We start from the raw sequence: 23197 nt of genomic DNA, 5'->3' as shown, positions 1-23197 counted from the left end.
CAGGTTCTGCTCGGCGGGTGTCAGCGTGCTTCAGTGGGCGAATGACGCAGCCCGCGCGGCGTCGTACTCGGTTTTATCGACGGGATGCGCATCGGGCTTGCCGAGTTCGTCCATATGCACACGGTATGTCTCGCGGGCGCTGAACGCGGCCAGTGCGGCGATGATGGTGACCGCGAACGCGAGGCCGCCGACCGTCAACCAGATATTGCTGGACCCCGGAGGCGCCACAGCCGTGAACAGCGCGGGCAGCATGGCGGTGATCGCGGTGCCGATGTTCTGCGCAATCGCCATCGCCGAGACGCGGGTGGCCGTCGGGAACAGTTCGGGGTAGAAGCTCGGGAACACGGCGTTGTAGCCCTGATAGACCACGCCCCACATCAGGATCGACATCACGAAGGCGAGCGACACGCTGTGGATGCTGATGGCGTAAAGGTACGCGAACGCCAGCAAGCCCGACAGCAGCGAACCGATGATGATGGGCGGGCGGCGGCCGATCTTGTCCGACAGATTGCCGACGTACGGAATCACCAGCACGGCGACGATATTGCCGACGACGGGGATCCACAGGTACATGTCCTTCGCGAAGCCGATGCCGTAGGCCGGCTGCACCGCATACGCCGCGCCGAAGATGGTCGCCACGACGGGAATCACGTTCATCAGCGCCATGCAGATCACGCGCAACATGTTGGGCGTGTTGTACTTGAAGGCATCGACGATCGGCGAGCGGGCACGTGCGGCGCTGCCTTCTTCCTTGAACGCGGGCGTCTCGTCGACCTTGCGGCGAATGACCCAGCCCGCGATGATGACCACGAAGCTCATCAGGAACGGAATGCGCCAGCCCCAGGTATTGAACTGCTCGGCGGGCATGTAGTGCGCAAGCGGCAGGAACACGGCGGCTGCCAGAATCTGCCCGGCCTGCACGCCTTGCAGCGTGAAGCTGGAATAGAAGCCGCGCCGGCCGAACGGCGCGTGCTCCAGAATCATCGAGCTTGCGCCGGAGATTTCACCCGCCACCGCGAAGCCCTGCACCAGACGCAGCAGCACGAGAAACACAGGCGCCAGCACCCCGACCTGATCGTACGTGGGCAACAGGCCAACGCCGATCGTCGAGAAGCCCATCAGGAACATGCATGCGAGCAGTACTTTCTTGCGGCCGTGCGTATCGCCGAGGTGGCCGAGCACGAAGGCGCCGATTGGCCGCGCCACGTAGCCCACGCCGTACGTTGCCAGCGACGCGACGATAGCGGTCGTCGCATTGCCCTTGGGAAAGAATATCTGCGGAAAGATCAGCGCCGAGGCGGTCGCGTAGATGAAGAAATCGTAGTATTCAAGCGCCGATCCGATCCAGCCGCTGGCGGCGGCCTTCTTCGACTGATGCTTACCCTTGGGCTCGTGAGCCGGGACTGCGGTCATGGTTGTCTCCTAGCTTTGTAGGCTGACGACTATCTGAATGTCGACAGGATGGAGCGCAGCGTAGCGCCCCGAGGGCCTATCGCACAAGGGATTATCGCCACTTTTTGTTCGATCATCGCGCACGACTGCGCGATGATCGAACGCTCCGAGGGTTTCTCCGGGTTCTGGCGGCGTGTCGGACGGTGCTTCGGGCAGCCTGCTGCAGTGCGTCGAATGACGGTGCGCGGCCGGCAGGAATCCGGTGTCCACCATGCGGCGGATGAACTGAAGAAAACGCCGCGAAGAAGCCAGCCGAGTTCAGGATGCCCACGGGTTTGTCGCGTCCCCGCTGCCGACGCCGGGATTCCGAACCCCGCCGCAGCCAGGCTGTATCATGGCGGCCTCGCGCCGCCGCCTTCATGCGGCGCTTCTGCCTTCATTCACAACGACCCAAAGGAACACCGCCATGACGGCCGCAACCCAATTCGATCAGGTTTCCGTTGTCAAACGCGCCAACGTCTACTTCGACGGCAAGTGCGTATCGCACACCGTGCTCTTTGCCGACGGCACCCGCAAGACGCTCGGCGTGATTCTCCCCGGCACGCTCAACTTCGGCACCGACGCACCCGAACTGATGGAAGTGCAGGCGGGCACCTGCCGCATCCGCCTGGAAGGCAGCGACGAGTGGAAAACGTACAGCGCAGGCGAGACGTTCTCGGTGCCCGGCAAGAGCCGCTTCGATATCGACGTGGTCGAAACGCTCGACTACGTTTGCAGCTATCTGTAACGACTCGTGCGTGTTGCCGCGACGACGCACATGCGTGCGCGGCAACCTCCCCTCGCGTCATGGCTTCGCCCGTTTGGCGTTTTGCTTGCGCGTGCGTTTCGACCGTGAGTCGGGGACGATCCGCGCCAGCTTCTCCATCACTTCCTCATGCTCCGTGCGGAGCACTTCGACGAACGCCGACGCCAGCCGCTCGCGTGGCTGATTCGGCGGGAACAGCAGATACATCGGAAACATCACCGCTGGGGCGAATGGCCGGATGGCGATATCCGGCCCGGCGAAATCCAGCGCCACGCCCGGATGCGCAAGCGTCACGCCCATTCCGCAACGCACCAGCTCGCAGCAGATCGCCGTGTATTGCGCCTCGATCGCGAGCTTGCGTTCGACGCCCGCGCGCACGAACACCTCGTCCATCTGCGCGCGCGTGCCGTCGCCGTGACACAGCGAAATAAACGATTCGCCTTGCAGATCGGCGGGCTTGATGACCGCCTTCGCAGCCAGCCGGTGCGCAGCAGGCATCACGCAAACGGCGGCGACGGTCGACAGCATCTCGACTTCGCAATTCGACGCCTCGCTGATATACACCGCCACGCCCAGATCGCAGAACTGCGATGCCGTCCAGTGATTGACCGTGCCTGAAGTGTTCACGTGCAGCGACACGGTCACGCCCGGATGCAAGTCCTGAAAGCGCTTGATCGCATGCGGCACGAGCGTCAGCCCCGCTGACGGCATCGCCGCGATACGCAGACGTCCGCTGCCCAGGTTGCGAATCTGCGCAGCGGCGTTGGTGAGTCCCTGCAGGCCGACATACGCGCGCTCCACTTCACGAAAGAATGCCGTGCCCTCGCTGGTCGGAATCAGCCGCACGCCGCTGCGCTGAAACAGCAGCAAGCCCGTCTCCCGTTCGAGCTGCGAGATCAGCCGGCTCACGTTCGGCTGCGAGGTGAAGAGCGCCTTCGCCGCCGCCGTCATCGACCCCGCCACCATCACCGCGCGAAACGCCTCGATATGCTTCAGGTTCATCGTCCTCAACCCATATCAACCATGTATGGATAGCTATTTTATTCGTATTGGACGATATGACCATTGCGGACCAGACTGTGATCCATTGACACGCCGCCAGAGCGTCCCTTCCCACATTGAATGGAGATCGTCGTCATGCAAGAAACGCTGCGCCGCCGTTGCCGTCTTACGATCCGTGTTCTCTCCGCCGCCCTCTCTACCGCCTGTCTGAGCGCGCCCTTTCACGCGCACGCCGAGACGACCTTGTATGTCGCGAACGTCGGCGGCTCCAACGAGCAGCTCTATCGTCAGAAGATCATTCCGCCGTTCGAGAAGGCGCATGACGTGAAGATCGTCTATGTAGCGGGGAATTCGAGCGACACGCTCGCGAAGCTCCAGGCGCAGAAAGGGCATCAGCAGATCAATGTCGCGGTAATGGACGACGGCCCGATGTACCAGGCGATGCAGCTCGGCCTGTGCGCAAAGGTCGACGAGGCGCCCGTGATGAAGGATCTCTATCCGCTCGCGCGGCTCGGCCCCACGGCCGTCGGCGTCGGCATGGTGGCGACGGGCATTGGCTACAACGAACAGGCGTTCAGGAAGCTCGGCCTGCCCGCGCCCGACTCGTGGCAGGTGCTGACCGACAAGCGCCTGAAGGGCAAGCTCGGCGTGCCGCCCATCACCAACACATATGGCCTGCATACGCTCGTGATGCTGGCGCGCCTGAATGGCGGCGGCGAGAAGAACATCGACCCCGGCTTCACCGCGATGACGCAGCAGGTCGCGCCCGACGTGCTGTCGTGGGCGCCGACGCCCGGCGAGATGGACGGTCTGATGCAGGCGGGCGACGTCATCATCGCGCCGTACGGCAGCGGCCGCGCGGTCGCGCTGCAGAACACCGGCTTTCCGCTCAAGTTCGTCTATCCGAAGGAAGGCGGCGTCGCGTTGCAGGTCGCGGCGTGCCCGGTGGCGGAGAACGCGCAGCCCAAGCTTTCGCAGGACTTCATCCAGTACCTGCTCAGCCCCGAGGTTCAGGCGATGCAGGCGCAAGGCATCGGCCTCGGCCCGGTCAACAAGACCGTCAAGCTGACGCCCGAGGTGGCCGCGCGCGTGCCGTACGGACCAGATCAGGTCAGCAAACTGACCGCGATGGACTGGGCCACGATCAACCAGCACCGCACCGAATGGACGGAGCGCTGGAACCGCTCGGTCGAGCGATAAGCACCGCCGCCGCATCGCAGCCGCAACGCCCGCCTCCGCACAGGACCGCCGCTCATGACCTTCCTCACCCTGCAAGGCCTCTCGAAGCGCTACGGCGACTTCACCGCCGTCGAGCACCTCGATCTGTCCGTCGAACGCGGCGAGTTTCTGTCGCTGCTCGGCCCGTCCGGCTGCGGCAAGACCACCACGCTGCAGATGATCGCCGGCTTCGTCACGCCGAGCGCGGGCCGCATCACGCTGGGCGGCCGCGACATCACTCAAGAGCGCCCCGAAAAGCGCGGCATGGGCGTCGTGTTCCAGAGCTACGCGCTGTTTCCGCACATGACGGTGGCGGGCAACGTCGGTTTCGGCCTGGAGATGCGCAACATGAAGCGCGAAGAACGCGCGGTGCGCGTTGCCGAAGCGCTCGATCTCGTGCGCCTGAAAGGACTCGACGCGCGTTATCCGAAGGAACTGTCGGGCGGCCAGCGCCAGCGCGTCGCCATCGCGCGAGCGCTGGCGATGCGTCCCGAACTGCTGTTGCTCGACGAACCGATGTCGAATCTCGACGCCAAGCTGCGCGAGGAAATGCACATCGAACTGCGCGCAATCCAGAAGCGCCTCGGCATCACGACGATCCTCGTCACCCACGATCAGGTCGAAGCAATGACGATGAGCGATCGCATCGCCGTGCTTCACAAAGGGCGCATCGCGCAACTGAGCACGCCGTTCGATGCCTATGAGCGCCCCGCCACGCCGTTCGCGTCGACCTTTCTCGGCCGCACGAATACGCTGCCCGGCGAAGTGCTGGGACGCAATCCGCGTTGCGCGGTCGTCGACGTCGCGGGCACGACGCTGCACGTGCCGCACGAAGGCCGCGAGGTGGAAGGCGCGGTGCACGTGTATATCCGCCCCGAGAAAGTGCGTCTGGCGAATGGCGATGCGCGTATGCATGGACGCATCGCGAACCGCGTGTTCATCGGCAATCAATGGCTGCTCGAAGTCGACACCGAACTCGGCACGCTGCGTGTCGCGCAGCCGAATTACGGCGCGCCGCCGCCCGAGGAAGGCCACGAAGTCGGACTTGCTTTCACCGACGACGATCTGCGCGTGCTGCCCCGGGAGAGCGCCCATGGCAACGCTTGACGATTCGCGCGCAGGCGCCGCGCCCTGGCTGCTGTCCGCGCCTGCCCTGCTGCTGTTCGGCGCACTACTGCTCGTGCCGCTCGTGCTGACGCTGCTGCTATCGTTCCGCGTCTTCAGCGACGTGGCGGGCGTGCAGACCGCGTACACGCTCAAGAACTACGCCGAGGTGGTGAGCGACCCGTACTACGCGGAAATTTTCCTGCGCACGGCGGGCCTCGCGCTCGCGGTGACGCTGCTGAGCGTGCTGCTCGGGGTGCCCGAAACGATCGTGCTCGCGCGCATGAAGCGGCCGTGGCAGTCGCTGTGCCTGCTGATCGTGCTCGGGCCGCTGCTGATCTCCGTCGTGGTGCGCACGCTCGGCTGGCAGATTCTGCTCGGCAACAACGGCGTGCTGAACAACGCGTTGCAGGCTCTGCACATCACGTCCGAGCCGATCCGCCTCGTCTTCACGATGACGGGCGTGATCATCGCGCTCACGCATGTGCTGGTGCCGTTCATGGTGATGTCCGTGTGGGCGACGCTGCAAAAGCTCGATCCGCAGGTCGAGTGGGCGGGGCTGTCGCTCGGCGGCTCGCCGCTGCGCGTGTTTCGCCGCGTGGTGCTGCCGCAGATCATGCCCGGCGTGCTGTCCGGATCGATCATCGTGTTCGCGCTGTCGGCGTCGGCATTCGCGACGCCTGCGCTGATCGGCGGGCGCCGTCTGAAAGTCGTCGCGACGGCTGCCTACGACGAATTCCTCGGCACGCTGAACTGGCCGCTCGGCGCAAGCATCGCGGTGCTCCTGCTGGTTGCGAACGTCGCGATCGTGATGGGTTGCAGCCGTCTCGCCGAACGCCGTTTCAAGCACGTTTTCGAGTGACACCATGAAACAGAACGGATTCTGGGGCCTGTTGTTCAACGCGTTGTTCCTCTCTTTCATCCTCGCGCCGCTGGTTGTCGTGATGCTGGTCGCGTTCACCGATAAAGGCTTCATTTCGATGCCGTTCGACGGCGCGTCGCTGCGCTGGTTTCGCGCGATTCTGGAAAACGGCGACATCGTGTCGGCGTTCTGGCTGTCCGTGCGGCTCGCGTTTGCGGCAGCGACCATCGGCGTCGCGCTCGCGGTGCCCGCCGCGCTGGCGATTGCGCGCTACCGCTTCACCGGCCGCGCCGCGCTGATGAGTTTCTTCCTCTCGCCGATGATGATTCCCGCCGTCGTGCTCGGCATCGCGTTCCTGCGCTTCCTGTCGCTGCTGCATCTGAGCGGCTCGTTCTGGGCGCTCGTCGCGACGCACGTGATCGTCGTGCTGCCGTATGCGCTGCGGCTCGCGCTGTCTTCCGCCGTCGGCCTCGACCGCGACGCCGAGCGCGCCGCGCTGTCGTGTGGTGCGAGCCGCTTCACCGCGTTTCGCCGCGTCGTGCTGCCGATGATCCGCACGGGTGTCGCGGGCGGCTGGGTGCTGTCGTTCATCCAGAGCTTCGACGAACTGACGATGACCATTTTCGTCGCGACGCCCGGCACCACGACGCTGCCCGTCGCCATGTACAACCAGATCGCGCAGACCATCGATCCCCTCGTCGCGTCGGTCTCGGCGGTGCTGATCGTCGGCACGGTTCTGCTGATGGTGCTGCTCGACCGCATGGTCGGACTGGACCGCATATTGATTGGAGAAGCACGATGACCCGCAACTCATCCGCCCACCCCGACGTGCTCGTGCTGGGCGGCGGGCTGGTCGGTTCCGCCGTCGCCTGGGGCCTTGCGCGCGAAGGCGCGCAAGTCACCGTGCTCGACCAGGACGACGGCGCGTTTCGCGCGTCGCGCGGCAATTTCGGGCTGGTCTGGATTCAGGGCAAGGGCTACGGCCTGTCGCCGTACGCGCGCTGGTCGCGCAGTTCGGCCACGCGCTGGCCCGCGCTCGCCGCCGCGCTGCTAGACGAAACGGGGATCGACGTCGCGCTGCGTCAGCCCGGCGGCTTTCACTTCTGTTTCTCCGACGACGACCTCGCCGACCGCGCCCAGCGGCTCGGCACGCTGCAACGCGAACTCGGCGACTACCCGTATCAGTTGCTCGATGCGCGCGAAGTGCGCGAACGCGTGCCGCAGATCGGCCCCGACGTGATCGGCGCGAGCTATACGCCGATGGACGGGCACGTCAATCCGCTCAAGCTGCTGCGTGCGCTGCACACAGGCATGCAGCGGCGCGGCGTGAAGCTCGTCAACAACGAGGAAGCACTGCGCATCGCGCCCGACAGCGGCGGCTTCGCGGTGCAAGGCAAGCGCGGCACGTATCGCGCGGCACGCGTGGTGCTCGCGGCGGGCCTGGGCAATCGCGCGCTCGCGCCGCATGTCGGGCTGCATGCGCCCGTTGCGCCGAATCGCGGGCAGGTGCTGATCAGCGAGCGCGTCGCGCCGTTCCTGCATTACCCGACGCTCAACGTCCGGCAAACGGACGAAGGCACCGTGCAGTTCGGCGATTCGATGGAAGAAGTCGGCCTGAACGATTTCACCACCACGCACGTGCTGTCCGACATCGCGCGGCGCGGCGTGCGCGCCTTTCCGTTGCTGAAGAACGTCCGGCTGGTGCGCACGTGGGCTGCGCTGCGGGTCTACAGTCCGGACGGCTTTCCGATCTACGACCAGTCTGCGTCGCATCCGGGCGCCTTCGTCGTCACCTGCCACAGCGGCGTGACGCTCGCCGCCGCGCATGCGTTACGCGTTGCGCCGTGGATCGCCGGCGGTGCGATGCCCGACGAGCTGCCCGCGTTTTCGGGCACGCGCTTCACCGAATCCCCTGCTCTCATTCCCGCTCACTGATTCCGACATGACTTCCACCCCGCTATTCAAGGCCCTGCCCGGCGCCGATGCGCCCGTCGATATCTGGTTCAACGATCAGCCGTTGCGCGTGCCGGGCGGCCGCTCGGTGGCCGCGGCGCTGCTGGCTTCCGGCATTGCGCGCTTCCGCGCAACGCCCGTGTCCGGCGCGCCGCGCGCGCCGTATTGCATGATGGGCGCGTGCTTCGAGTGTCTGGTCGAGATCGATGGCGTGCCGAGCCGGCAAAGCTGCATGGTGACCGTGCGCGACGGGATGCGCATCCGTTCGCAGGAAGGCGCGCGCGATCTGCCGCCCGTCGCTGTTTCGCTGGAGGACGCTCATGGCCGCTGAACACGCAGCAGAGTTCGTATCCAAAGCCGTCGATGTCGTCGTGGTGGGCGCCGGTCCCGCCGGCATGAGCGCGGCAACGCGCGCGGCGCGCGCCGGTCTGTCCGTCGTGCTGCTGGACGAGCAGGATGCCGTCGGCGGACAGATTTATCGCGCGATTGGCCGCGCCGACGCACGCCGCAAGGAGATTCTCGGCCCGGACTACGCAGCGGGCGCCGCGATTGCCGACGCGTTCGCACGCTCCGGCGCGCGCCATGTCGCGCATGCGTCCGTGTGGCAGGTCACGCGCGAGCGGGCCGTGCATTACCTGAAGGACGGCAAGGTCGGCAGCTTCGACGCACAGCGGGTGATTCTCGCCACGGGCGCGCTCGAGCGGCCGTTTCCGATTCCCGGCTGGACGCTGCCCGGCGTGCTGACGGCGGGCGCCGCGCAGATCCTGCTGAAAAGCGCGGGCGAAGTACCCGCCGAGCCGCCCGTTCTGGCGGGCTGCGGCCCGCTGCTCTATCTGCTCGGCTGGCAGTACGTGAGAGCGGGTGTGCCGATCCGCGCGCTGGTCGATACGACGCGTCACGAGGACCGCTGGCGCGCGAAGAAGCATCTGCTGTCCGCGTTGCGCGCGTGGCCATTTCTCGGCAAGGGCCTGCAACTGATCCGCACGCTGCGCGACGCGGGCGTGCCGATCTTCGAGGCCGCCGACGATCTGCGCATCGAATCCAGACGCGACGCCGACGGCGTCGAGCGCGCCGCCGCGCTGAGCTTCACGACCCAGGGCCGCGCGCACAAGGTGGAAGCCAGCGTGATCCTGCTGCATCAGGGCGTCGTGCCGAACACGCAATTCACGCTCTCGCTGCGCGCGCAACACCACTGGGACACGGCGCAGCTGTGCTTCGCGCCGACCACGGATGCATGGGGCGAGCTCGACGTGCCGGGCATCTTTATCGCGGGCGACGGCGGCGGTATCGGCGGCGCGCTGGCTGCCGCCGAACAGGGCGCGTTGAGCGCGCTCCAGGCCCTGTGCCAGCTCGGCGCGATCGACGCGGCCACGCGCGACACGGAAGCCGCGCCGCATCGCCGCACGCTGGCGAGCGTGATGCGCATCCGTCCGTTTCTCGACAGCCTGTACCGTCCGCGCGACGCGAACCGCATTCCGCACGACGAGGTGATCGTCTGCCGCTGCGAAGAAGTGACGGCGGGCGACGTGCGCGGCTTCGTCGAACTCGGCTGCGTCGGCCCAAACCAGGCGAAATCGTTCGGACGTTGCGGCATGGGTCCGTGCCAGGGGCGCATGTGCGGCCTCACCGTCACCGAGATCATCGCGCACGCGCGCAACGTGCCGCCGGGCGAAGTGGGCTACTACCGCATCCGTCCGCCCATCAAGCCGCTCACGCTCGGAGAACTCGCCGGTGAATGACCCCGCCATGTCCCCTTGCGCCGTCACGCGTGAAGCCGATGTGCTCGTGATCGGCGGCGGCCTGCACGGATCGAGCACCGCGTTTCATCTGGCCGCGCGCGGCGCGACGGTGATCGTGCTCGAAGCCGACTATGTGGCGCGGCATTCGTCGGGTGTGAACGCGGGCGGTGTGCGTACGCTCGGACGGCCTGTGCCGGAAATTCCGCTGGCGCTGATGTCGCGCGAGATCTGGCACGCGTTGCGCGAGACGATCGGCGACGACGGCGGCTTCGTGCCTTCCGGCCAGTTGAAGATCGCCGAGACGGAGGCCGAACTCGACGATTGCCGCGAACGCGTCGCGCTGCTCGAAGCGCATGGCTTCACGCACGAGAAACTGATCGACCGCGCGACGCTGCTCGAACTCGAGCCCGCGCTCGCGCCGCACGTGACGGGCGGCATCTGGGTCGAGCGCGACGGCTACGCGTTGCCGTTCAGGACCACGACCGCCTTCCGGCTCGCAGCGCAGCGACACGGCGCGCAGTTCTTCGAAGGCACGCCTGCTACCCGCATCGAACAGCGCGGCACACGCTGGCTTGCGCACACGCCGCGCGGCGCGTTCAGCGCGGAAAAGCTCGTCATCACAGCGGGCGCATGGGCGGGCCAACTGGCCGCGCAGGTCGGCGAACACGTGCCCGTTCATCCCGAAGGACTGATGCTGATGGTCACGCATCGCGTCGCGCCCTTCTGCCGGGCGACGCTCGGCGCCACGGGCCGCCCGCTGTCGTTCAAGCAGTTCGACAACGGCACGGTGGTGATCGGCGGCAAGCTGATCGGCATCGCCGACCTCGACGGCCGCCACGGCGAGGTCGACTTCGCGCGCCTCGTGCGCAGCGCGAATACCGTCGTCGATCTGTTTCCGCATTTGCGGCATCTCGGCGTCAATCGCGCGTGGGCGGGCGTCGAAGCCTTTACCGACGACTCGCTGCCCGTGATCTCGGCGAGCCGCCGCGCGTCGAATCTCGTTTATTCGTTCGGCTATTGCGGCAGCGGCTTTCAGCTCGGGCCGGCATGCGGGCGGCTCGTTTCGGAGCTGGTGCTCGAAGGCAAGGCGTCGTTGCCGCTCGATGCATTCGCGATCGACCGTTTCGCGCGGACCTCCGCCTCCGAACGGGCGGCGAGCGCCGTCGCTCATTGATTCCATTGCATGACGCGCGCCCTGTCCGGTGCGCTTTCGACTCTTCAACCAGGAGCAAACCAGCGTATGTCCGATATCATAAGAATCGAAACGAATCAGCGCATGAGCCGTGTCGTCAAGGCGGCGGGGCTTGTGTTCATCGGCGGCCAGACGTCGAACGATCACGCGCCCGATGTCAAAGTCCAGACGGCCAGTGTGCTGGCGAAGATCGACGGTTTTCTGGAGAAAGCGGGCGTCGACAAAACGCGTCTCGTGTCGGCTCAGGTGTGGCTCGCGAATATCGAGCGCGATTTCGCGGGCATGAACAGCGTCTGGGACGCGTGGGTCGCGCCCGGCTGCGCGCCGACCCGCGCGACGGTCGAAGCGAAGCTGGCCGCGCCGGAACTGCTGGTCGAGATTGCCGTCGTCGCGCTGGCGTAACGGCGGCGCGTCGCAGCGCGCGCCGTCTGGCTAAGCGTTCGCTACGCGATACGTGCCCCGGCCCGCCTGCTTCGCGCTATACAGCGCCTGGTCCGCGCGCCGGATCAAACCGTCGACGGAATCGTCGTTCGCCGCCAGCGCAATACCGACGCTGGTGCCGATGCTGACGGCCTCGCCCGTCGACAGATGGTATGGCAGCGCGATGTCGCGAATCACGCGCTGAGCCAGTGCGACAACGGAAGGTAGCGTGGTGTGGTCGGCGATGATCGCGAACTCGTCGCCGCCCAGCCGCGCGACCAGTTCACCGGGACGCAGCACGCGCGATAGCCGCGAGGCGACCGTCTCGAGCACCTCGTCGCCCGCGCAATGGCCGAGCCGGTCGTTGACCTGCTTGAAGCCGTCGAGGTCCAGATACATCATCGCGATCGCCCCGCCCTTCATCCGTGCGCGGTCCAGCAGGATCTGCTCCAGCCGGTCGCGCAACTCGCGGCGGTTCGGCAGGCCCGTGAGCGCATCGTGCCGCGCGAGGTGCAAGATCTTCGCCTCTGTCTGCCGCCGCTCGGTCACGTCCTCGATGATGATGACGGCGCTGCCGTCCGGCACCGGGTTGCGGGTCAATTCCAGCTGACGGCCGTCCTCCAGTTCGAGGCCCATCGGGCTGCGCTCGTCGCCCAGCCACGCGCTGAACCGTTCGACGAGCCGCTTGCGCAGCGTCCCGCCGAACTGCGCGATGCCGACGTGGCCGATGAACTCGGGCAGCGGCACGTTGAGCTTGAGCATCTCGACGGTCGCGCCGAACAGTTCCGCCGTGCGGCGGTTGGCGATCACGACCTTGCCCGCGCCGTCGACGGTGCACAGCCCGTGCGGCATGTACGCCAACGCGGCGTCGAAGCGCGCGGCCAGTTCGGCGTGGCGCTGTTCGGCCGTCATCAGCGCGACGAGGCCGTTGTAGTGGCGTCGCACCACCGAGACCATTGCCGCGTTGTACGCAACGAGCGGCGGCACCAGAATCCATGCGCCGCTTTGCGGCGCGATCAGCGCGCCAATGCCGATGGGTATCGTGCCGAGAAAAATCTGCGCGATCGCGAGCCGCGGCAGCGCCGCGTTGCGCGACGCGATGCCGCCAAGGATGCCTGCCGCGACCATGATCGCGAGCGTGGCCAGTTCCTTGTCCGGCGACAGAAAGCACGCGGCCGTGCCGAGGCCGAGCAGCAGACAGGCAATCAGGCTGACGGGCGCGTAGCGGGCGGCCCACGGGCCTGGATGCACCTCGCCGACGCGGCTGCGTGTCACGTAGAGGCGCACGATCCCGAGGCGGGCGGCCAGCACGGCGATATCGGCGATCAGCCAGAGCGCCGTCCATGTCTGATGCAGCCGGAAACACGCGACAGCGGCCACGAAGATGCTGGAGATGCCGGACAGAAACAACGGCCATGCGTTGTCGAACAGCGCGGACAGCAGCGCTGCCCGCACCGACGGGCTGACAACGGCCTTCTCTGGCGTGGGCGTCGCCAGTAGCGAATCGAACATGGAAGTCTTCTCGGACATGGCTCGACCGTGGTCAGGACGCTGTGTTCCGGCCCATCGCGGGGCAAGCTTTGCTCGCTGACTTAACGGCCTGAAAACACGCGGCTTGAGTGAGGTAAACGCTACGCAAGCGCCAGGTGACGCATGATGCCGTAATTTTGGCCGCTCGTGCTGATTGCGTGTATATGTTACTCACGCAAAATTCCGTGGAGCGCGCAGTCGTGGGGACGGGTATTCGACGATGCAGACCTGATCGAGCCGGCCGGCGCGAAGAAGCGTGAGCGGCAATTCGCGGCCGGTCACGCCTGAAGGAGGGTTAAAACGATTGCCGACCTCGAGCCAGGTCGATGATGTTCGCGACGTTGCCGCGTGCGCAGTCAACGATGTGCTTGCCCGTCACGGACAGGCAAGGCAAAACCTTTTGCCTGCTCGCGATCCTGCAGGTTCACGGCGGCAATCACCGTATTGCGCGGAATCAGGATTTTCAGGCCATCCACTTCGGCTTCGCACATGCCTTCGCTTGCGTCGAAGGTGTCGCACGCCAACTGGCTCCAGTCGTCCTCTCTCGGATGTTCGCTGAATACGTCGTGCGAAACGTTGCGCCAATATGCGCCGTGCAGAATGACAAGCCATGCCATCACGACCTCGATCGAAAATTTCCGCTAGCGAGCGCCGCGCGTTCACGCGGTGGATGCGCCCGACGGATTGCGCAGCAACCAGACGCCAGGCGTGTTCCTCAGCATCCAGTTACCACAGACGGTACAACGGTATTCGTCACAGCGTTCGACGGAAGACCCCGGCGACACTTTGACGTCAGCACCCATCGCGCTCAAATCGCCATGCGGCGGCGCTGACGACGGCTTTCCTGCTAACGCCTTGCATGCGTCGCACGGTTTCATCTGCGTGCCTCTAACAATGCCACGCGCTCAACTCTTGCGCGACGTCTTCGCGACGAACGGTGTCGGCGCGTGCTGCACCTTGTCGCTTCCGCATTTAGGACATTTCAGCTGCGCCGTTGCATGTTCTGCGACGTGCTCCGCGTGCTCGAACTTTTCCCCACAACTCTCGCAACGATACTGATAGGTCGGCATGCTCATTCTCCGATGCGGAAGAATTGGATGCGGATGCAAAACCGCATCGCCGCGAAAACGCATACGGCAGTAACCCATTCTAGTGCGGCATGCATCGATTGAAGGGTTTTTCGTATTGCCGCATGCGTGCTGGCCATGCGGGCAGCATCGAACATTATTTTTTCTGCACCCACGTTCGGATATCGATACCCGTTCGAATAAATGGGCACTTAAAATTTCGTGCATGGCCCATGCACGATTTCATTCAATTATCCGATCGATCGACGCCAGAGAACCTATCGCATGCACAACAAACGAATACGGCTGCACACCCTGTTCTTCGGCACATTCATCGCGATGAGCGCCTGCGTCTCCCATGCGCAATACACGACCGACTGGCTCGCGAATACCTATGGCACGCTCGCGGCGCACGTCGGCAATGCCGCGCGTTCGATGTGGGTTGCGCCCGAAGGTATCGTCTATACGGCGTCGATGTGGGACGAGAACGAAGGCGGCGTCGCGCTTTACCAGAACGGACAAAGCATCGGATCGATGGGTATCCATAGCGAGTTCCAGGGCGGCGCCATTACCGGCAATGCGACGTCGATTTTCGCGGCGATGCAGGCGGGCACGCAATACGGCAGCGGCGGCGTCGGCCGCTACAACCGCGCGACTGGCACACGCGATCTCGTCATCAACGTCAGCACATGGAACGCGGTGACCCGCGCCGATGCGATCACGGGACTCGCAACGGCGGGCTCGTTGCTCTATGCGAGCGATTTCTTCGGCAATCGCGTGCGCGTCTTCACGACGGATGGCGCATGGCAGCAGGACTTCAGCGTCGCGGGGCCCGGGGCGCTCGCGCTGGATAGCGCGGGCAATCTCTGGGTGGCGCGCAAGAGCGCGGGCGTCGTCGTCGAATACGGTCCCACGGGCGCCTTGCTCAACACGATCCAGATGCCCGCGACCTCGCGCCCTTCCGCCTTGTACTTCGATGCATCGACGGGTCTGCTGATGGTCGGCGACGAAGGCCCCGATATGAACATCAAGCTCTACAGCACGACCGGCGCGCCGCAACTGGCCGGCACCTTCGGCGTCCAGGGCGGCTATCTCGACGCCACGACGGGCGTCAAAGGCCAGGTCGGCGACAAGCGCTTTACGCGTATCGAAGGCATCGGCAAGGACTCGGCCGGCAATCTGTACGTGCTCAACAATCCGTGGGGCGGCGGCTGGGATCTCGGCCGTAACGGCGGCACGGATATTCACGCGTATAACAGCGCAGGCAGCCTGCTATGGAAGCTGCAGTCACTCAACTTCGAAGCCGTCGCAGCGCCGGACCCCATGACGGATGGCGCATTGTTCTATAGCGGCACGAACATCTATTCGGGCACGGCGGGCGGCACCTTCGTCGCGAATACCGTCGATCCCTTCTCGTATCCCAACGACCCGCGCCTCAACGTCAACGACACGCAGCGCGACGAGCACTTCGGCCAGCTCGTCAGCGTCGGCGGCAACCGGATTCTCGTCGCGTCAGGGCAGAACCCGGCCATCTTCTACTTTTTCCATTTCGAACCGTCGAAGGGTTATATCGCCGTGCCGGACGCTTCGTTGCCGGGTGCCGCGTTCAATACGACGCGCGCCGTGACGGGCGGCTTCAGCATCGACAGCCGGGGCGATGTGTGGGCCGGGCTCGATCGGACGAATCATATCTATCACTATCCGCTGACGGGCTTCGATGGATACGGCAAGCCGGCCTGGGGACCCGGCATCGCATTGCCGATTCCCGCGAGCATCCGCCCGTTGACGCGCATCATCTATCTCGCCGAGAGCGACACGATGATTCTTGCGCAAGGCATCGCGGGCAGCTGGGACTGGACCGCGATGAATACGCGGATCGAGGTGTATCACGGCTGGAGCGCGGGCAACATGACGCGGCCCGACCCGGTGATCAATCTCACCAGCGCGAATGCGAAGTCGATGACGGCGGCGGGCAACTATCTGTTCGTCGGATATGTGCACACCGTGCCGAACATCGATGCCTTCAATCTCACCACGGGCCGCCTCGACACCACGCTGACCAATTCGAACCCGGGCAACGTGGACGTCGGCAACGATGTCGACTCAATGTACGGCCTCAGGGCTTACCTCAGATCGACGGGCGAATACGTGGTCACGAAAGACAACTACAACGGATCGAGCATCATTGTTTATCGCTGGATGCCGTAACGTCGCGGCGCAACGTCTTTGCGCAGGGGCGGCGCCGCTGCGGCTCAGGCCGCGGGCGCGCCCGGCACGTCCGGCGTGTACTTTCGCAGCCGCTGCGAAATGAGGTGCGAAGGCTTTTCGACGATCCGGTAGAACGCATAGCTGATCGCAAAGGCCAACGCCACTTCGACGAACCATGCATAGCGCGAGGTTTCGTCGAATGCCGTCATTTCGAGTAGCGCCAGTGCGGTCTTGTGGCAAAGATAAAGGCTGTACGACCACGCGCCGCAGGCAGCCAGCACTATCCACACACCTGATCTGGACGGCGTCGCGGTTTCCGTTGCGATCCAGATTGCCGCGAGGACCTGAAATACCGGCAGCGTGATATCCGGTGTGATCAAGGGTAGCGCGGCCGGTTTGAGACTCGACTCCGACAGCAGAATCATCACGGCGGCGCCTGCCGCAACGACCACCATTCTCAGCACGACGAGATGGTTGGCAAGCAGCCGCACGCTCGCATCCAGGCCGCGCCGCATCGCCATTGTCAGTGGCGAATACGCGCCACGAATCTGAAACTGTGCGGCGTTGCGCTGCGTCTCCGCGATCAGGCAGCCTGAAATCCAGCCGGCTGCGTACAGCAAGGCCGTGCCCGGAACGCGATAGGTTTCATACACGCAACCATGACAGACGGGATGCCCGAACAGCCGCACACACGCAACCATCGCAGCCGCCATCACCGCACAGCCGGCGATCATTTCGCCGATATAGTGAAAGCGCGGCCGCAACAGTGGATAGACCGCGTAATACACCATCTCGCAGTAAAGCGACCACAACACCGACTCCAGATAATTCTGTCCCGTCGGCAATGGCTGAACGACGCATAGCAGCACCACGAGCGGCAATCCGATACGGATGAACCGCGACGCGTAATAGTTGACTGGCTTGAGCGCGACGTCCTTGTGATATGCCGCGTGAATGCAATAGCCGGAGATCACGAAGAACACGATGACAGCGGCAGGCCCGGCGAATAATGCCGTCGATCCGGACCACAGCGCGCCGCCCAGAAACGATAGCCGATGCGGCAAGAGTTCGCGAAAAAGGGGTGGCTTGAAGTGGTACATCAGTACCCAGAACGCCGCGAGGAAACGAATGGCGTCGATTTTTAAGGACTTTCCGGAATTGGCCGACGCCGGCAGGTTCAAGGTAATCGCCATTTTTTTCGCCCCTTTTATTACGGCTGCGTCGATCTTATCGTCGCAGCCAATAACAAAAATGGAAAATAATTGGCGAAATTATTTAGCGCCGTTTGAGCCTGACATGCTCAAACGGCTCTTGCAGCAATTACATCGGCGGCGCGACGCCATCCTTCTCGACCACGACGCGTTGTGCGACGTAGCTGCCCTGCGAAGCCGGCGTCGCGACCACGAACACCTTCTTGCCCGGCGTCAGATCGCCGTGCGTGGCAGGCGTGAACGTCACGACGGGCACGTTGGGCGGCACGGTCACGACATTGCTGCCGCCCTTGTACGACAGCTTCAGGTCACGCCCGCTCGTGCTTTGAACCACGGTGTCGACGTTGGCGTTGGTCATCGAACTGTTCGGTCCGAGGTCCCAGTCGTAATGCCCTTCGCCGGTGCCGCGCGCGGACTCGGGGAATACCACGACTTCCGTTGCCGTCAGCTTGCCGTCGGTGCCCGTGGTCGCTGCCGTGCCGATGAAGGTGCCCGGCTTGATATCGGACAGTTGAATTGCCTTGACGGCAGAAACGTTCAAGGCCGGCTTCACTTCGATCGACACCGTGTCGCCGCTGCGGCGATGGACCTTGAGCGTGTCGCCGTCGAGCGACACGATTTCGCCGCGGATGCGCGCGGGCTTGGTGGCGGGCGCCTGCGCGAACGCAGCCGTCGCAAGCGTGGCTGTCAGAACTGTGGCGCCGAGTTTGATGCGGAAAGACATGAAAACTCCCAACGGTTTGGTTTAAGTGTAACGAGAGAGAACAAGGTCAATGCGTCACGAACCGCCGAACCAGTTGTAGCCCTGGTTCTCCCAGTAGCCGCCCGGATACTGGTTCGTGATTTCGATGGCGACGATATGCTTCGGATTCTTGTAGCCGAGTTTGGTGGGCATGCGCAGCTTCATCGGAAAGCCGTACTTGGGCGGCAGCACGTCGCCGTCGTAAGTGAGCGTGAGCAGCGTCTGCGCGTGCAACGCGGTCGGCATGTCGATGCTGGTCCAATAGTTGTCCGCGCAACGTAGCGACACATACTTCGCGCTCGTATCCGCGCCCGCGCGACGCAGGAAATCGGAGAAGCGCACGCCGCCCCAATGTCCGATCGCGCTCCATCCTTCGATACAGATATGCCGCGTGATCTGGCTTTCCTGCGGCAGCGCGCGCAGTTCGTCGAGGGTCCACACGCGCTTGCCATGCGCGAGTCCGCTGATCTGCAAGCGATAACTCGCGGCGTCGACTTCGGGCACTTCGTCGATGTCGTAGAACGCGTTGAACGGAAACGGCCGCGTGATCATCGACTCGGGATAGGTCGGCGCGAGTGTGTTCGGGTCGAACAGCAACGCCTGCACGTCGTCGTTGAAAAACGAAATGCGGCGCAGCGCCGTATTCACTGCCTTGTCGTTCGTCAGGTCGCATCCTGACAACAGCGCGATGCCGCCCAGCGTCAGCAGCCGCTGCCCGAACAGTCGTCGCGCGGGTGATTTGAGTTCGCGCTGCGCATCGCGGATGATCGACTCGCCGTGCGTCGCGAGAAAAGAGCCCGGCTGCGGAGTGCGTTTTCGGATCGTCATGATTCAGCGCCCCCGGATCATCAGCAGCAGCGAGCGCGGCACGAGCGCGACCATCACGACATGCACGACGAAGAACACGACCAGCACGCTCATGCAGACGAAGTGCACGATGCGTGCATTGTCATAACCGCCCAGCAGCGTGCGCAGCAGCGGAAACTGCACGGATTTCCACACCGCGAGCCCCGACAGCACGATCAGCACGATATCGGCGATTACCACGAGATAGGCGAGCTTTTGTATCGCGTTGTATTGCGCGAGGTCGTCGTGCTTCAGACGTCCGCGCAAGACCGCGATCAGATCGGCGGCGAGTTGTTTTGGCTTGAGCGGCAACAGCTTGCGTCGAAAGCGACCCGACGCAAGATTCGCCGCCAGATACACGATGAAGTTCGCCACCAGCAGCCACATCACCGCGAAGTGCCATTGCAGCGCGCCGCCAAGCCAGCCGCCTAGCGTGATCGAAGGAGAAAACTGGATGACGGGAAAGATCGGCGACGCATCGTAAATCTGCCAGCCGCTCATGACCATCAGCACGACGGCCAAAGCATTGATCCAGTGCGTAATCCGCACCCACCCCGGTTGAACCGTGTTGTGACTCAAGACCACTCCAGGTTTGATGTTGTTGTTTCGCGCGCCCTGCGATCCACAACGGGCAATGCGCACACGCGCGCGGCAGGCACCGCGACATATGGGCTAACGCAGTCGATCGATGCTTATTCCGTCGCGTCGTCAGATTTTTTTCTTGCGATTGGCTTGCAATGGCACCGCGGACGGCATGTCTGCTGGACGGTACACGGTGCTTGCATCGCTTTAATGTTATGTTATAACATCGCCGACATTGCCTTTCGTCACGACGAGAGGACGGAGAGTCACAACAAGATCATCGCGTAAGCGATTCGAAAACAAGCCTGCCACATAGTCCATTCATAGGATTCCTATGGATCGGGTGCGCTCGCGCCGTGAAAACGAATCGAACAAGATTTCAACGACAGTCAATCAAAACAAAATGCGCAAACACACTCACGTGATGGCCGCCACGCTGCTTCTGTTCAGTGCCGCTTCGCGGGCATCGGCGGCGACGGACCCTTCCGCGTCAGCAGGGAATATCGCCGATCCAACCGAGATGACCGACGTGAAGGTGAGCGCCAAACGTCTCGATGACGTTCGCAACGGCTTGTTGCCCGAAACGGGCAGCAGCGTCTATCGTTTCACACAGGACGACATCGACGCCCTGCCCGCCGGCCAGAATACGCCGCTCAATCAGGTGCTTTTGCAGGCACCCGGCGTCGCTGCGGATTCATACGGCCAGTTGCATGTACGCGGCGATCACGCGAACCTGCAATACCGGATCAACGGCATCATCATTCCGGAGCCGATCAGCGGATTCGGTCAATCGCTCGACACGCGCATCATCGATCAGGTCAATCTGCTGACGGGCGCACTGCCCGCGCAATACGGCTACCGGACAGCGGGCATCGTCGATATCCGCACCAAAACAGGCGACACGGGCAACGGCGGCTCGATCGACGTGTTCGGCGGCAGCCATCAGACCATCAAGACCAGCGCCGACGTCTATGGCAGCAAGGGCCCGTTCAGCTACTATCTGAGCGGCTCGCTGGGCATGAACAATCTGGGCATCGAAAACCCGACCGCGAGCGCCAACGCCATTCACGATCACACGCGGCAAGGCGACGCGTTTGGTTATCTGTCGTACATCATCAATCCGCTGACGCGCGTGAGTCTGCTGTTCGGCACGACCAGCAACCAGTTCGAAATTCCGAATACGCCCGGCCTGCCGACCAGCTTCACGCTCAACGGCAACAACACGTTCGATTCATCGCAACTCAACGAAACCCAATCCGAGCTGAACAACTTCGCAGCCATCGCGTTGCAAGGCACGAATGGCGGCGCATTCGATTATCAGGTCGCGTTTTTCACGCGTTACACGCGCACGCAGTTCAACCCGGACCCCGTCGGCGATCTTCTGTTCAACGGCGTCGCGGCGCAAGACTTTCACAGCAACTCTGCCAATGGCGCGCAAGTCGATACCACCTGGCGTCTGAACGACAAACACACGGTGCGCGCGGGCCTGTTCTTCCAGCAGGAGCACGCGGTATTCAACAACAGCGTGAACGTCTTCGCCGTCGATGAAAACGGTAACCAGCTCTCGGATCAACCGTTCAACATTCAGGACAACAGCAGCAAAACGGGCTACCTGTACAGCTTGTACGCACAAGACGAATGGAAGGTCACCGACCGCCTCACAGTGAACTACGGTCTGCGCTACGACCGGATGGACGAGTACACGAGCGCGAGTCAGTTGAGCCCGCGCATCGGCGCGGTCTACACGCTCACACCCACGACCACCGTGCACGCCGGCTACGCACGCTATTTCACGCCGCCCGCATTCGAGCTGGTCTCCGGCTCGACGATCTCGAAGTTCAACGGCACGACGAACCAGAGTCCGTCCAGCCAGAACGATCCCGTGCAGCCGGAACGCAGCCATTACTTCGATATCGGCGTGACGCAAAAGCTTGGTTCAGCGCTGACGCTCGGCCTCGATGCGTACTACAAGAAGTCGACCAATCTGCTCGACGAAGGACAATTCGGCTCGGCCCTGATCTTCACGCCGTTCAACTATCAATACGGAAAAACATACGGCGTCGAATTCACGGCGAACTTCAGGCGCGACAACGTCTCCGCTTATCTGAACCTGGCGTATAGCCGGGCGCAGGGCAAGCAGATCAGTTCGGCGCAGTTCAACTTCGATCCCGACGAACTGGCCTTCATCAACAGCCATTGGGTGTTTCTCGATCACGATCAGCGCGTGACGGCTTCGTTCGGCGGGACCTACGATCTCGGCAGAACCACCTTCACGTTCGACGGGCTGGTCGGCAGCGGACTGCGCAGCGGCTTTGCCAATACGGACCGTCTGCCCGTCTATGCTCAGGTCAACCTCGGGGTGATCCAGCATTTCAACCAGCCGCTGATCGGCAAGTTCGACGCGCGTCTGGTCGTCGTCAACGCCTTCAACCGCGTCTACGAACTGCGCGACGGCTCGGGCATCGGGGTCGGCGCACCGCAGTACGCGCCGCATTTCGCGGTGTATGCGGGCGCGACGAAATACTTCTGATACTTCAGAAAGCGCTTAAGCGCCCGCTTCCTCTTCGGCAAGAATCTGCTGGATGACCTGCTCGAACGCTTCGACGGGTTGTCCGCCCGTCACCAGATACTTCTGGTTGAACACGATCGACGGAACGGACTGAATGCCCATGGCCTGAAACTGCTGCTCTTCGGCGCGCACTTCGTCGGCATAGTCGTTGCCGTTCAGCACGTCGCGTGCTTTCGCCGCATCGAGGCCGACAGATTGCGCGGCCTCGACCAGCACATCGCGATTACTCGGGTCCTTGCCGTCGCCGTGATACGCCTGCAACAGCGCGCGCTTCAACGGCAACTGCTTGCCTTCGATACCTGCCCAATACAGCAGCCGGTGGGCGTCGAACGTGTTGTACACATAGTTGCGCGCGCCGAACGCAAAGCCGACGCTCGCGCCGCGCTCGCGGATCATTGCCTGCGTCTCTTCGATCTGCGCCGGCGTGCGGCCATATTTCTTGCCGAGATAATCGACGATCGCCTCGCCTTCCGGCCCCATCTGCGGATTCAGTTCGAACGGATGCATGACGATCTCGACATCCACCGCTTCGCCGAGACGCGACAGCGCAAGCTGGAGCGACGAAAGCCCGATCGCACACCACGGGCAGGCGATATCGGAGACAAAATCGATTCTGAGTTGTTGCGTCATGTGTTGCGGACCCAATGAATGTTGTGTGGATCGGACCACCTTATCAGAAACAGGCGCGGCCGTTTTCTACTGCGCCGCAACATACCCGAATTCGCGAATTCGCGCGTGTCTTCTGGCAGGCGGCG

Annotated in this window: 22 protein-coding genes; 12 read left to right on the top strand and 10 right to left on the bottom strand. The window is 63.7% G+C overall.

Annotated elements, in window-relative coordinates; translation table 11 throughout:
* Positions 1–30: 30 nt before the first annotated feature.
* Positions 31–1413 (bottom strand): MFS transporter, encoded by a 1383-nt coding sequence (locus C2L66_RS33275; protein WP_054932061.1) that lies wholly within the window; start codon positions 1411–1413, stop codon positions 31–33.
* 445 nt (positions 1414–1858) lie between these two features.
* Between C2L66_RS33275 and ppnP the strand changes: the two genes are divergently transcribed.
* On the top strand, positions 1859–2179 hold the full coding sequence (gene ppnP, locus C2L66_RS33265) for a pyrimidine/purine nucleoside phosphorylase (protein ID WP_007730846.1): 321 nt from the start codon (positions 1859–1861) through the stop codon (positions 2177–2179).
* A gap of 57 nt (positions 2180–2236) precedes the next feature.
* Here ppnP and C2L66_RS33260 read toward each other — a convergent pair whose 3' ends face one another.
* A complete protein-coding gene (locus tag C2L66_RS33260) occupies positions 2237–3199 on the bottom strand; it encodes a LysR substrate-binding domain-containing protein (RefSeq protein ID WP_060607832.1) in 963 nt (320 codons plus the stop codon).
* 135 nt (positions 3200–3334) lie between these two features.
* On the opposite strand from C2L66_RS33260, the gene C2L66_RS33255 reads away from it, so the two are divergent.
* From C2L66_RS33255 to C2L66_RS33215, 9 genes are all read left to right on the top strand, one after another.
* Positions 3335–4399: an ABC transporter substrate-binding protein gene (locus tag C2L66_RS33255; RefSeq protein WP_054932070.1), complete on the top strand. Its 1065-nt coding sequence runs from the start codon at positions 3335–3337 to the stop codon at positions 4397–4399.
* A gap of 54 nt (positions 4400–4453) precedes the next feature.
* Entirely contained in the window at positions 4454–5524 is a 1071-nt protein-coding gene (locus C2L66_RS33250; protein ID WP_060607829.1) for an ABC transporter ATP-binding protein, read from the top strand.
* Positions 5511–6383 carry an ABC transporter permease gene (locus C2L66_RS33245; protein WP_060607826.1) on the top strand — a complete coding sequence of 291 codons (873 nt, stop codon included), beginning with the start codon at positions 5511–5513 and terminating at the stop codon, positions 6381–6383. Before C2L66_RS33250 ends, C2L66_RS33245 begins: the two co-directional genes overlap by 14 nt.
* Before the next feature lie 4 nt (positions 6384–6387).
* Entirely contained in the window at positions 6388–7185 is a 798-nt protein-coding gene (locus C2L66_RS33240; protein WP_054932057.1) for an ABC transporter permease, read from the top strand.
* On the top strand, positions 7182–8318 hold the full coding sequence (locus tag C2L66_RS33235; RefSeq protein ID WP_060607823.1) for an NAD(P)/FAD-dependent oxidoreductase: 1137 nt from the start codon (positions 7182–7184) through the stop codon (positions 8316–8318). Before C2L66_RS33240 ends, C2L66_RS33235 begins: the two co-directional genes overlap by 4 nt.
* A 7-nt stretch (positions 8319–8325) precedes the next feature.
* On the top strand, positions 8326–8667 hold the full coding sequence (locus tag C2L66_RS33230; protein ID WP_035995056.1) for a (2Fe-2S)-binding protein: 342 nt from the start codon (positions 8326–8328) through the stop codon (positions 8665–8667).
* A complete protein-coding gene (locus tag C2L66_RS33225) occupies positions 8657–10075 on the top strand; it encodes an FAD/NAD(P)-dependent oxidoreductase (protein WP_060607820.1) in 1419 nt (472 codons plus the stop codon). The genes C2L66_RS33230 and C2L66_RS33225 overlap by 11 nt, the downstream gene beginning before the upstream one ends.
* A 7-nt stretch (positions 10076–10082) precedes the next feature.
* Positions 10083–11249 (top strand): NAD(P)/FAD-dependent oxidoreductase, encoded by a 1167-nt coding sequence (locus C2L66_RS33220; RefSeq protein WP_176056900.1) that lies wholly within the window; start codon positions 10083–10085, stop codon positions 11247–11249.
* Positions 11250–11315: 66 nt separating this feature from the next.
* A complete protein-coding gene (locus C2L66_RS33215; RefSeq protein ID WP_054932053.1) occupies positions 11316–11669 on the top strand; it encodes a RidA family protein in 354 nt (117 codons plus the stop codon).
* A gap of 30 nt (positions 11670–11699) precedes the next feature.
* On the opposite strand, the gene C2L66_RS33210 is transcribed toward C2L66_RS33215, so the two are convergent.
* The 3 genes from C2L66_RS33210 to C2L66_RS33200 all read right to left on the bottom strand — a co-directional run bounded on the left by C2L66_RS33210 (position 11700) and on the right by C2L66_RS33200 (position 14287).
* A complete protein-coding gene (locus C2L66_RS33210; RefSeq protein ID WP_176056899.1) occupies positions 11700–13217 on the bottom strand; it encodes a sensor domain-containing diguanylate cyclase in 1518 nt (505 codons plus the stop codon).
* Positions 13218–13573: 356 nt separating this feature from the next.
* Positions 13574–13834, bottom strand: coding sequence for a hypothetical protein (locus C2L66_RS33205; RefSeq protein ID WP_054932051.1), 261 nt, complete (start codon positions 13832–13834; stop codon positions 13574–13576).
* A 288-nt stretch (positions 13835–14122) separates the two neighbouring features.
* Complete coding sequence (locus C2L66_RS33200; protein WP_007585164.1) at positions 14123–14287, bottom strand: FmdB family zinc ribbon protein; 165 nt, start codon at positions 14285–14287, stop codon at positions 14123–14125.
* A gap of 282 nt (positions 14288–14569) precedes the next feature.
* Between C2L66_RS33200 and C2L66_RS33195 the strand changes: the two genes are divergently transcribed.
* Positions 14570–16492: an SMP-30/gluconolactonase/LRE family protein gene (locus C2L66_RS33195; protein WP_060607814.1), complete on the top strand. Its 1923-nt coding sequence runs from the start codon at positions 14570–14572 to the stop codon at positions 16490–16492.
* A 44-nt stretch (positions 16493–16536) separates the two neighbouring features.
* On the opposite strand, the gene C2L66_RS33190 is transcribed toward C2L66_RS33195, so the two are convergent.
* From C2L66_RS33190 to C2L66_RS33175, 4 genes are all read right to left on the bottom strand, one after another.
* Positions 16537–17685: an acyltransferase family protein gene (locus C2L66_RS33190; RefSeq protein WP_060607810.1), complete on the bottom strand. Its 1149-nt coding sequence runs from the start codon at positions 17683–17685 to the stop codon at positions 16537–16539.
* Positions 17686–17812: 127 nt separating this feature from the next.
* Positions 17813–18427 (bottom strand): hypothetical protein, encoded by a 615-nt coding sequence (locus tag C2L66_RS33185; RefSeq protein ID WP_060607809.1) that lies wholly within the window; start codon positions 18425–18427, stop codon positions 17813–17815.
* Positions 18428–18481: 54 nt separating this feature from the next.
* Positions 18482–19273 carry a molybdopterin-dependent oxidoreductase gene (locus C2L66_RS33180; RefSeq protein ID WP_035995074.1) on the bottom strand — a complete coding sequence of 264 codons (792 nt, stop codon included), beginning with the start codon at positions 19271–19273 and terminating at the stop codon, positions 18482–18484.
* Positions 19274–19276: 3 nt separating this feature from the next.
* Positions 19277–19870 (bottom strand): cytochrome b/b6 domain-containing protein, encoded by a 594-nt coding sequence (locus C2L66_RS33175; protein ID WP_060607807.1) that lies wholly within the window; start codon positions 19868–19870, stop codon positions 19277–19279.
* A gap of 337 nt (positions 19871–20207) precedes the next feature.
* On the opposite strand from C2L66_RS33175, the gene C2L66_RS33170 reads away from it, so the two are divergent.
* On the top strand, positions 20208–22403 hold the full coding sequence (locus C2L66_RS33170; RefSeq protein WP_060607806.1) for a TonB-dependent receptor: 2196 nt from the start codon (positions 20208–20210) through the stop codon (positions 22401–22403).
* Between the two features lie 15 nt (positions 22404–22418).
* Here the strand turns inward: C2L66_RS33170 and C2L66_RS33165 are convergent, their stop codons facing one another.
* Positions 22419–23072 carry a DsbA family oxidoreductase gene (locus C2L66_RS33165; RefSeq protein ID WP_060607803.1) on the bottom strand — a complete coding sequence of 218 codons (654 nt, stop codon included), beginning with the start codon at positions 23070–23072 and terminating at the stop codon, positions 22419–22421.
* Positions 23073–23197: the final 125 nt, after the last annotated feature.

Source organism: Paraburkholderia caribensis (genome assembly GCF_002902945.1).
GTDB lineage: Bacteria > Pseudomonadota > Gammaproteobacteria > Burkholderiales > Burkholderiaceae > Paraburkholderia > Paraburkholderia caribensis.
The sequence above is the reverse complement of the archived record's forward strand: the minus strand, read 5'-3'. Positions and strand labels throughout refer to the sequence as shown.